At 69.3% G+C, this 10,998-nt stretch carries 8 protein-coding genes and 2 pseudogenes; 9 read left to right on the forward strand and 1 reads right to left on the reverse strand.

What is annotated here, in order from left to right:
* Positions 1 to 1,304 precede the first annotated feature (1,304 nt).
* From BN12_RS19495 to BN12_RS19520, 6 genes and pseudogenes are all read left to right on the forward strand, one after another.
* Positions 1,305 to 1,661 (forward strand): hypothetical protein, encoded by a 357-nt coding sequence (locus tag BN12_RS19495; RefSeq protein WP_048555118.1) that lies wholly within the window; start codon positions 1,305 to 1,307, stop codon positions 1,659 to 1,661.
* A 160-nt stretch (positions 1,662 to 1,821) separates the two neighbouring features.
* Positions 1,822 to 3,234: pseudogene (locus BN12_RS19500) on the forward strand (IS1634 family transposase); the annotation flags it as partial.
* A gap of 594 nt (positions 3,235 to 3,828) precedes the next feature.
* A complete protein-coding gene (locus tag BN12_RS19505; RefSeq protein ID WP_407667826.1) occupies positions 3,829 to 4,908 on the forward strand; it encodes a tyrosine-type recombinase/integrase in 1,080 nt (359 codons plus the stop codon).
* The gene (locus tag BN12_RS19510) at positions 4,905 to 5,834 is read left to right on the forward strand and encodes a tyrosine-type recombinase/integrase (RefSeq protein ID WP_048555122.1); all 930 of its coding nucleotides are present in this window, start codon (positions 4,905 to 4,907) and stop codon (positions 5,832 to 5,834) included. Before BN12_RS19505 ends, BN12_RS19510 begins: the two co-directional genes overlap by 4 nt.
* Positions 5,831 to 6,820, forward strand: coding sequence for a tyrosine-type recombinase/integrase (locus BN12_RS19515; RefSeq protein WP_048555123.1), 990 nt, complete (start codon positions 5,831 to 5,833; stop codon positions 6,818 to 6,820). The genes BN12_RS19510 and BN12_RS19515 overlap by 4 nt, the downstream gene beginning before the upstream one ends.
* 82 nt (positions 6,821 to 6,902) lie before the next feature.
* Positions 6,903 to 7,148: pseudogene (locus tag BN12_RS19520) on the forward strand (IS1634 family transposase); the annotation flags it as partial.
* Between the two features lie 123 nt (positions 7,149 to 7,271).
* Here the strand turns inward: BN12_RS19520 and BN12_RS19525 are convergent.
* Complete coding sequence (locus BN12_RS19525; RefSeq protein WP_083454786.1) at positions 7,272 to 7,901, reverse strand: TetR/AcrR family transcriptional regulator C-terminal domain-containing protein; 630 nt, start codon at positions 7,899 to 7,901, stop codon at positions 7,272 to 7,274.
* Between the two features lie 76 nt (positions 7,902 to 7,977).
* Here BN12_RS19525 and BN12_RS19530 point away from each other — a divergent pair, with 76 nt between their 5' ends.
* The 3 genes from BN12_RS19530 (at position 7,978) to BN12_RS19540 (ending at position 10,898) form a co-directional block, all read left to right on the forward strand.
* The gene (locus tag BN12_RS19530; RefSeq protein WP_048555127.1) at positions 7,978 to 8,937 is read left to right on the forward strand and encodes a zinc-binding dehydrogenase; all 960 of its coding nucleotides are present in this window, start codon (positions 7,978 to 7,980) and stop codon (positions 8,935 to 8,937) included.
* Positions 8,938 to 9,228: 291 nt separating this feature from the next.
* Positions 9,229 to 10,560 (forward strand): ammonium transporter, encoded by a 1,332-nt coding sequence (locus BN12_RS19535; RefSeq protein WP_327152673.1) that lies wholly within the window; start codon positions 9,229 to 9,231, stop codon positions 10,558 to 10,560.
* Complete coding sequence (locus BN12_RS19540; protein WP_048555129.1) at positions 10,560 to 10,898, forward strand: P-II family nitrogen regulator; 339 nt, start codon at positions 10,560 to 10,562, stop codon at positions 10,896 to 10,898. Before BN12_RS19535 ends, BN12_RS19540 begins: the two co-directional genes overlap by 1 nt.
* Positions 10,899 to 10,998: the final 100 nt, after the last annotated feature.

The following is a 10,998-nucleotide window of genomic DNA, read 5'->3' on the forward strand; positions in this document are numbered from 1 at the left end:
CCCGGCGGTGGCTCCGCCGAGCCGGTCCGCAGCCCGAGGGCAGCCCGAGCGTCAGCCGCGCCGCCCCCCGGCTGAGCCCGGATCCGTAAGTTTGTTGCGTGGCCCAGGAGGGTCGGGTATGGCTGAGCCTTGATCGTCGTTGGTGTCTCCGGCGGATTGGCCGCCTGACCCTCCGGGGACGCCTCTGGCTGTTGGTTGAGATGTGCGTTCTGGTCGCTGGTTACGGATCCGTCGATGGCCTTGGGGTTCAGGCGTGTGACGCGGCACACGACCAGCCGGGCCGTGGACAACTCCCAGCATCCCGCCGGGAGGGGCCACGAGGAGCGGAGGCCCGGCTCCTACATTGCCTCAGCGCCTCGTCAACCGACTTTGCCGGGGCCCTGATGTGCGTCACAGGCTGGGGATCTGAAGAAGGTCCCTCTACGCTGCGTGGCATTGCGCCCTGCCCCGTCCCCTCACCACGCCATCAACTACCTACGCGACCTCTGAGTCACTTGACAAATTGCTGGGCCGTAAGGAGAATGGGGCCGAGGCTAATATTGATGTGGCAATGGCAGAGAAGAGTGGTCACGCGCTGGAGCAAAGCCTGTGCGGGCGTAGTCGTGGCCGTCGGCTTGGGGATTACGACCACCTTGGTTTCGGGTGGATCTGCTACGGCGGCACCCCAGTTCGGGCAGCGTCACGTTGCAACAGGTCCGCAATCCATCCGTATCGCGATACCGATGTACGCAGTAGCCCATCAAGCAAAGGGCATTTCTCAGCCAAGCATTTCTATCACGAGTAACTGCGGAACTGCGTTCCTATATGTATCACGGGTATCGGAGTACGTGGCTGAGGCGCACGTTGACTTCGGCTTCCAGAACTTGGCACACCCGGCTATCTGGGTCACCGCGCACACTTCCATGGTCAATGTGGATGGTCCCGGAACCGCGACGGCCAGTTGGAATCAAGCCGCGCCATACACATCGTCGTGGGAGAAGCAGACTAACCTCTATTCAAGTCATCAAGTTTCGGGAATCTATCAGGTGACCGCCTATATCCACACTACTGGAGTCGTTTACGACTGCTATAGTTCTCCCAGCCTTTACACAGATATTTACCTGTATCGGGGCTGATTAGTGTCGCATCCTCAAGCCGACCTGGAGCGATCGTGGGCCTCGCGTTTTCCGTCAGGGCAGGCGCAGGCGGTCGCGGCGACTCTCGCAGAGGGGCTTTGGCCCCTTCCTGAAGGAATCGAGCTGGACAGGCATCGCGAACGACTGTTGGAGGACGTGCGCTGGACGCCTGACACATCCGGGGGCGGGGTGCGCGGCGAGTTGACCCTGGAGGAGTTCTGGGGGTACCTCGTGTCACTGCTCAACGGTGTCATCTCGGCCCGGCGTCGCGCCGAGGGAACGACGTGCCAGCAGCCCGACGACTACGTCGGCATCGGCGATCTCGCCGCCGCGCTCCACGTGCTGCTGTCCGCGGATCTCGACGACCCTGTCATCGCGGCGGTCCGAGCGGCACAGGCGGCAGGCGACATCGCCGGTCCGGATCGTGGTCGTCGGATCTCCCGGCGCCGCTGGCAGGCTCTGGTCCAGGCGGCCCACCCGCGGATGCGGGCGGCGCACGAGGAGCTGATCGCGGTGCTCCTCCTCGACGGACGGTTCACGATCTGACGTCGGGTGGGTTCCACGGGAGTCCGAGGATGAGCCGTAGTCCGTCCTCCTGAGTTTGTTCACTCTGAGGTGCCATTCTGGGCGGCGCGTCGCTGACCTGCGGTGATGCCATTGAGTTAGTGCGTTTTCACGCACTAATCGGGGGGTCTAGGGTCGCTGTGTGGCGTTCATCAGGCGGGTGCCGACGGCGTCGGGAGCGACGGCGGTGCAGATCGCGCGGTACGTCGGTGGGCGGCAGCGGATCATCAAGCATGTCGGGTCGGCGCACACCGAGGCCGATCTGGGCGTGCTGCTGGCCAAGGCCCGTGCACTGTTGGAGGATCCGGCTCAAGGAGTGCTGGACCTCGATGTCGAGCTCACGGTGCCGGTCGCTCAGCTGCTCGCGGCGCCTGCCGAGCCGGCGCTGTTCGAGGTCAGCGAGGCTGCCGCGCCGGAGATGGGCCGCGACCGGCCGGGACGGGTGGTGGGTACCGACTGCCGGGTCCTGTTCGAGGCCCTGTCGAAGGTGTACGCCGATCTGGGGTTCGACGTCCTCGGGGACGAGGTGTTCCGGGACCTGGTGATCGCCCGGGTGGTCGAGCCGACCTCCCTGCTGGACATGGGTCGGGTGCTGACCGAGTTGGGCAGGAGCCCGGTCAGCTACTCGACGATGCGCCGCACCCTGGCCCGGGCGCAGGCAGGCAGGTACCGCGACCGGGTCGCCGCGGTCTGCTTCGCGCACGCGGCCAGGACCGGGGACGTGAGCCTGATCTTGTACGACGTCACGACGTTGTACTTCGAGGCGGAGAAGGAGGACGACCTGCGCAAGGTCGGCTACTCCAAGGAGCGCCGGGTCGACCCACAAGTCGTCGTCGGGCTGCTCGTCGACCGTCGCGGGTTCCCTTTGGAGATCGGCTGTTTCGAGGGAAACAAGGCCGAGACCACGACGATCATCCCGATCATCAAGGCCTTCCAAGCGCGCCACGGCTTGGTCGACATGGTCCTCGTCGCGGACGCCGGGATGCTGTCTGCGACGAACCTGCGCGAGCTCGACGAGGCCGGGCTGCGGTTCATCGTCGGGTCCCGGACGGTCAAGGCCCCCCTCGACCTCGCCTCGCACTTCCGCTGGCACGGCGACGCGTTCACCGACGGCCAGATCATCGACACGCTGACCCCCAGGACCGGACGCCAGAGCGAGAACAACCCGATGCTGCGCGCCGAACCGGTCTGGGACCCAGCCGCGCATCCCCGGTCGTGGCGGGCGATCTGGGCGTACTCCGCCAAACGCGCCGCCCGCGACGGGCGCACACTGACGCTGCAGGAGAACCGCGCCAAGGCCGTCATCGCCGGACAGAAGGCCGCCCGCACCCCACGGTTCGTCAAAACCAGCAACGGCACCCGCAGCCTCGACGAGGCCGCCCTGGCCCGGGCCCGCCGCCTCGCGGGCTTGAAGGGCTACGTCTCGAACATCAACGCCGAGGTCATGCCCGCTGGGGAGGTCATCGGTTCCTACCACGACCTATGGCACGTGGAGCAGTCCTTCCGGATGAGCAAGACCGACCTGCGTGCCCGGCCGATCTCATGCCGACGTCGGCATGACAGGGGTTATGCCGACCTTCTGGTTATGCCGACTTCTGAGGTATCGGTGCTGGTCAGCGGGTTGGGAGGGGCCAGAAGGTCGGCATAGTCTGCGGCGGCGCCATGCTCGGGATCTCTACCCGAGGAGGCGGCCATGGCCGATGTGGACATCAATCGTGCGGACCCGATGCAGGTTTGGGCCGAGCCGTTGGAGGCTTGGCTGAGCGACTGGCGGATCTCGGAGGAACGCTCCCACCGGGCGGTACTGGCGTTGGGCCGGTTCTCGGCTTGGGTGACGGGCCGGGGACTGGGCGCTGAGGACGTGGACGAGGAGGTCATCGACGAGTACATCGAGCTGGAGCGGCAGCGGTCGGGCAGCCAGGTCCCGGCCGCAGCTCAGTATCTGCCGCTGGTCAAGCGGTTCCTGTCCGCCCGAGGGGTGCTGGTGCTGCGCCCACCGGTCAGCCGTGCTCGCAACGGCGTGCCGCGTTTGAGGGGAGGCCCGCTGGACGGGGTCGTCGTGGGCCTGGTGGGGTGGCTGCGGGATGAGGGATATTCGCCCGGCACGGCGACTTCGGTGGCCTGCACGGCGGCACGGTTGAGCGACTGGATGCTCCGGCAGCACTTGGGTGCGCAGGACCTCGATGACGCGCTGCTTACCCGGTTCGTCGCGTCGCAGGCACGGGGCCGGCGACGGCATCCGTCCTCGGCACGGCGAATCGTGACGGTGCGAAAGTTCCTCGTGGCCACTGGCCTACTGGCCGCGGCACTTCCGCCACCACCTGTTCTGTCGCCGTCGGAGCTGTTGCTGCAGGAGTGGACGGCGCACCTGCTCACCCGGCGCGGCATCAGCGGTACGTGGGCTACCGAGTCACGCCGTTGGGTCGAAGGCTTCGTCGCCGAGCTGCCTGTCGACGCGGACGGGCAGCTGCTCTGGGACGGCGTCGACGTGGCCGCGGTGAACCGGTACGTGCTCCGGGAGGGCGAGGGGTACTCGCTGTCCTCGCGGCGTCATCTGGTCTCGTCGGTGCGGGGCCTGCTGGACTGGGCCTTCCTGACCGGCAGGCTGGACCGGGCGATCTCCGCTGGCATCCTGCGGCCGGCACCGTCCGTGCCGGACCTGCCCCGAGCGCTGACGGCGGCGCAAGTCCAGGCGCTGATCGCGGCCGCTGACACGGGCACGCCAGCGGGTCGGCGGGACCGGGCGATCGTGGTGCTGATCAGTCGGCTCGCGCTGCGTGCCGGGGAGGTCGCCGCCCTGACGTTGGACGACCTGCACTGGCACGAAGCCCAGTTGGTGGCCCGCGGCAAGGGCGGGCGGGTCCTGACCTTGCCGATCCCGATCGATGTCGGGCAGGCGCTGGTCGACTACCTGCGGGACGGACGCCCGTCAGAGGCCACGGACCGGGCCGTGTTCATCCGGCGGCGCCCGCCGCTGGTCGGGCTGAGCAGCAAGGGCATCTCCGGTGTCGTCGCGCACCTTGCCGCCGTGGCAGGGCTGGGCACGGTGCATGCTCACGCCTTGCGGCACACTGCTGCGACCGCGGTGCTCGCCGCCGGCGGGACGCTGATCGAGGCCCGCGAGCTGCTCGGTCACGCCCGCACGGACACCACGATGGTCTACGCCCGCACTGACCTGGCCGCGCTGCGTGAGCTGGTCCCTGTCTGGGGGAAGGTGCCCGGACCATGAGCACCCTGCACGAGCACCTGGAGCAGTACATTTCGATGCGCCGCGCCCTGGGCTACGACCTGGACAAGCTCGAGCATCTGGCCGGGCAGTTCTGCACCTGGCTCGCCGCCGCGGGCAAGGAGACGTTCACCACCGCCGATGCCGTCGACTGGGCTCGGCTACCCGCCGATGCCGACCCGCGCTGGTGGGGCATGCGCCTGGCCGCGGCCCGCACCTTCGCGAAGTACCTGGCGGCGGTCGGAGTGGACGTGCAAGTCCCACCCGCAGGGATCCTGCCCGCCGGGCCACGACGCGCAGCACCGTTCATCTACTCCCAAGCCGACCTCGACGCGCTCCTGGACGCCTGCGCCCAGGTGTTCACACGGCCGCTGCTGGCCGCGACGATGCGCACCACGATCGGGCTGCTGGCCGCGACCGGGATACGCCCCGGTGAGGCACTGCGGCTGACCACCGGTGACCTCGACACCGCGGCCGGGGTGCTGCTCATCCGGGCGAGCAAACGCAAGGACCGCCTGGTGCCGGTGCACCCTTCCACCATGGCGGCACTCATCGCCTACCGTGACCTGCCCGCCCGGGCCACGACCCACCCCGCCACGGGCGGGCCACTGCTGGTCAGCTCCCGCGGCGCCGGCTACCAGCGCGCCACGATCGAAGCACACTTCGCCCGGCTCGCCGTCGCTGCTGGGCTGCGCCCGCGCGGGTCCGCGACACCTCGGCTGCACTCCCTACGGCACACCTTCGCCACTGCGCACATGGCCGCCGCCTACGCCGACGGCGGCGACCCGCAGCGCACCCTGACGCTGCTGGCGACCTGGCTGGGGCACACCAGCACTGCGCACACCTACTGGTACCTGTCCGCGGCCCCGGAGCTGATGGCACTGGCAGCGACCCGACTCCAGCAGATGCAGGAGGAGCCGCGGCCATGACCCTCCTGGCTTCGTCCCTGCAGTCCTACTTCACCGACCACGCCCACGCGCGAAAGGGCCTGTCGCCGAACACGATCGCGTCCTACCGCGACACCTGGCGCCTGCTCATCAAGCACGTCACGGCCGCCACCGGCGTCCCCGCGGACAAGATCGACCTGGGCATGCTCGACGCGCAGGCCATCACCACGTTCCTGGACCACCTCGAAGCCGTCCGTGGAAACAGCGCGACGACCCGCAACGCCAGGCTCACCGCGATCCGCGCGGTGCTGGCCGTGACCCTGCCCGACCATCCAGAGCACGCCGACACGATCGCCCGTGTCCTGGCCGTCCCGACAAGGCGTGGCGCCTCGCGGACGGTTCAGTTCCTGACCATCGAAGAAGCCGAGGCGCTGCTGGACGCGCCGGCAACATCCACCTGGACCGGCCGGCGCGACCGGGCACTGCTGACCCTGGCCGTACAGACCGGGCTGCGGATCAGCGAGCTCACCACCCTGACCATCAGCGACCTCCACACCGGCAGAGGCGCGCACGTCACCTGCACCGGCAAGGGACGCAAGTACCGTGCCACCCCACTGACCGCCGCGACCTTGAGCGTCCTGGTGCCCTACCTGGCCGAGCGGGCGACCCGCCCCGGCGCTGCTCTCTTCCCCGGGCCGCGCGGGCAGCACCTGTCCCGCGACGCGCTCGAGCGGCGACTGGCCAAACACGTGGCCACCGCCACCGAGCGATGTCCGTCGTTGGGCGCCAAACACGTCACGATGCACACCCTGCGGCACACCGCGGCGATGCGGCTGCTCCAAGCCGGCGTCGACGTCGCCGTCATCGCCCTGTGGCTCGGCCACGAGAACACCTCCAGCACCGACGTGTACCTGCACGCCGACATGACCATCAAACAGGCCGCGATCGACCGCACCCGAGATCCCCACATCGCGCCGGGCACCTACACCCCGACGGCCGGCGTCCTCGCCTTCCTCACCAGCCTCTGACTATGCCGACCTTCTGGCCCCTCCCAACCCGCTGACCAGCACCGATACCTCAGAAGTCGGCATAACCAGAAGGTCGGCATAACCCCTGTTCGCCCGGAAACGCGACGCGATCGAGGCCCACCTGACCATCGTGTTCACCGCGCTGGCCGTGTCCCGTGAGGCGCAGAACCGCACCGAACTGAGCATCCGCAACCTCACCCGACAACTACGCACCCTGCGCTCAGCGACCATCGCCATCAACAGCACGACGCACACCTTCCCGCCGGCCATCCCCGCGCAGCAGCAGGCCGTCCTCGAGGCGATCCACGGTCCGAAACTCACGCACTAAGCAAATGAACAAACTCAGGTCGGATCTCCCGGCGCCGCTGGCAGGCTCTGGTCCAGGCGGCCCACCCGCGGATGCGGGCGGCGCACGAGGAGCTGATCGCGGTGCTCCTCCTCGACGGACGGTTCACGATCTGACGTCGGGTGGGTTCCACGGGAGTCCGAGGATGAGCCGTAGTCCGTCCTGGTAGACGTCGTCGACCGTGCGGCCGGAGGAGAAGTACTCGGTGATGGCGCGCGTCGCCGTGGGGAAGCGATGCCGGAGCTCGTCGAGATCCAGGTCGGGCTCCCCGGCGCCGGGGCGGTGCGACGCCTGCTCCTCGAGGACGTGGCCGATCGTGTAGCGCTCCGCCGTGAGCACCGTCATGCGGGCCTGCTGCAGCGGGACCCCTCGGTCGACGAGGGTGGACATCGCCCGCTCGGAGAAGTCGGCCCGCCGGAAGGAGTCACGGGCGCCGGAGACGATCCGCGCGCCGTCGCGGTGCGCGAGCATGGCCTGGCGCAGGCCGACGAGGGCGGCAAGGAGCCACTCCCGCCAGTCGTCGTCGGGCCCCGGCGGGGGAGGCTCGGCGACGTCGTCCATGATCCGGTCGCCGAGCGCGTCGAGCAGGGCCGTCTTGTTCCGGACGTGCCAGTAGAGGGTCGGCGCCTGGACCCCGAGCCGGCCGGCGAGCCCGCGCAACGTGAGGGCGTCCAGGCCCTCGGCGTCGACGATCCGCATCGCCTCGTCGACGACCTGCTGCCGGTTCAGCGCCACATCGCACCCCCTTGTCTCGACCCTCTAACGATGGTAGGGATAGGGTAGGTCCCTAACATCGTTAGAGAGGGTCGTCATGAAGGCAGCAGTCGTCGACCGACGCGGCGGGATCCCGGCGTATCGCGACGTCCCCGACCCCGAACCGGGCGAGGGCGAGGTCGTCGTGACCGTCGAGGCGGTGGCCGTCGAGAACGTCGACCGGGCCATCGTCGCCGGCACCCACTACACCGCCGCGGCGTTCCAGGAGGCCCTGCCGGCAATCCCGTGCTTCGACGGCGTCGGCCGCCTCTCCGACGGCACGCTCGTCGGCTTCGGCGGCCTGCAGCCGCCGCGCGGCGCGCTGGCCGAGCGCGTCGCGGTGCCCGCCGTGGCGACGTCCCCGATCCCCGAGGGCATCGAGCCGCCCGTCGCCTGCGCCCTCGCGACGGCCATCACCGGGATGAGCATGCGGACCGCCGGAGGGCTGCGCGCCGGCGAGACCGTCCTCATCCAAGGGGCGACGGGCGTCGCGGGCCGGCTCGCCGTCCAGATCGCCCGACTGCTCGGCGCGGGACGGATCGTCGCGACGGGCCGCGACGACGGGGCGCTCGCCGAGCTGGTCGCGCTCGGTGCGGACGAGGTCATCACGACGGCGGTCGACGACGACGCCCTCGTCGAGGCCTATCGTGCCCACGCGGGGGACGGGTACGACGTCGTCGTCGACTACCTCTGGGGTCGCCCGACGCAGCTGCTCACCCAGGCCCTGACGCCCGACTCCTTCGCCCTCCCCGAGCCGACGCGGCTCGTCCACGTCGGGGAGGCTGCCGGCCCGACGATCGAGCTGAGCGGCGACGCCGTCCGCACGTCGGGGCTGGAGATCTACGGCGCCGCCCGCAACCTCGCGACGGGCATGGCCGCCGCATACGGGCAGGTCGTCGAATGGGTCCGCGGTGGCGAGCTGCGGATCGATGTCACGACGATGCCGCTGAGCCGTATCCGGGAGGCCTGGCAGCGCACCGACCTGCGCGGGTCCCGCCTGGTCATCGTGCCCGGCTGACCGGGTCTCGTCGCGCGACAGCGCGCGTGGGTGACCTGGCCGACGTCGGAACGTCGGCCAGGTCACCCACGAGGACCTGACGCCCGGAGGCCGACCCCACGGCGGGCCGCGACACAGGGACTCGACACACGCGTGTAACACGCGGGGCCGAGACGTTTCCTGACCGCAACATGACGGTCCGGCCGCCGAAACGTCCGCGGGTGAGGCTTTCTGCCACGAGAGGTGGGCCGCCGCGCCGGAGCCGGGCGCCGTCGGGCCCACCTCGTGGCATACGGAATCCCTGGAGGTTAGGTGGACGGCTACTACGCTTTCATGCTCGTCGCGACAGCGCTCGTCCTGATGATGACCATTCCCGCACTGGCTCTCTTCTACGGCGGGATGACCCGCTCGAAGTCGGTGCTCAACATGATGCTCCTGTCCTACGGGGCGTTCGGGATCGGAGCGATCGTCTTCGTCCTGTGGGGCTGGTCGGAGGGCTGGTCGGGGGCCGGCAACGGCAAGCTCATCGGCAACCCGTTCACGTGGTTCGGGCTGAGCGGCGTCGACTGGCACAGCGCGGCGACCGGGACGGGCAGCCCGTACATCGGGGTCCTGTTCCAGCTCACCTTCGCGACGATCACCGCGGCGCTCATCTCGGGCGCCATCGCCGACCGGGTGAAGTTCTCTTCGTGGATGGTCTTCGTCCCGATCTGGCTCACGCTCTGCTACTTCCCGGTCGCCCACAACACGTGGGGCGGCGGCTGGGTCTACCAGCACCTGGCGCAGCAGGACTACGCCGGTGGCACGGTCGTCCACATCAACGCCGGCATCGCGGGGGGCGTGCTGGCACTCGTCATCGGACGGCGGGTCGGCTTCCCGAAGGAGCCGATGCGGCCCCACAACCTCACCCTCACGATGGCCGGCGCCGGCCTCCTGTGGTTCGGCTGGTACGGCTTCAACGTCGGCTCGGTCGTCCTCACCGGCGACACCGCGGAGAAGAACACCGCGCAGTTCATGTCCGAGACGGGCTTCACGTTCATGAACACGACGATCGCCACGTGCGCCGCCATGCTCGCCTGGCTCCTCGTCGAGCGGATCCTCCACGGCAAGGCGACCTCGCTCGGTGCCGCCTCGGGCATCGTCGCGGGCCTCGTCGCCATCACCCCGTCCTGCGGGGCCGTCAACCTCGTCGGTGCCATCGTCGTCGGTGCGGTCGCCGGCGGGCTCTGCGCCTGGGCGGTGAGCCTGAAGTACCGGTTCAACCTCGACGACTCCCTCGACGTCGTCGGCGTCCACCTCGTCGGCGGCCTCGTCGGAACCCTGCTCATCGGCCTCCTGTCGACGAGCGCGGCGCCCGGTGGCATCGACGGGCTCTTCTACGGCGGCGGTCTCACCTCGCTGGGCGACCAGGCCGGCGCCGCGCTCTTCACGCTCGTCTGGACCGGTGTCCTCACGACGGTCATCGCCCTGGCCATCAAGTACACGATCGGCTGGCGGATCACGACCGAGGCCGAGGTCGAGGGCATCGACTACAACGAGCACGGTGAGACGGCATACGACCTCACCCCGCTCGGCGGCCGGCTGGGTGGCGCCTCGATCGCGAGCCACGCGACGATGACGACGGCCATGGAAGGAGCCAAGTGATGAAGCTCGTCACCGCCATCATCAAGCCGCACCAGCTCGACGAGGTGAAGGAGGCCCTCGAGGCCTTCGGCATCAACGGTATGACGATCAGCGAGGCCTCCGGGTACGGCCGCCAGCGCGGTCACAGCGAGGTCTACCGCGGTGCGGAGTACACCGTCGACTTCGTCCCGAAGATCCGTCTCGAGGTCGTCGTCGACGACATGGACGCGACGTCCGTCGTCGACGTCATCCTCAAGGCCGCGCAGACCGGTCGCATCGGCGACGGCAAGATCTGGGTCGTCCCCGTCGAGGACGTCGCCCGGGTCCGCACCGGTGAGCGCGGCGCGGACGCGATCTGACGACGGCTCGCGACGACATGCCACGTGAGGACGTCGACCTGACGGCCCGCCGGCTCGACCTGGCCGGCACCCGCAGCTTCGCCGCTGCCGGTGCCGGCCG

The organism is Nostocoides japonicum T1-X7, assembly GCF_001046855.1.
Lineage (GTDB): Bacteria > Actinomycetota > Actinomycetes > Actinomycetales > Dermatophilaceae > Nostocoides > Nostocoides japonicum.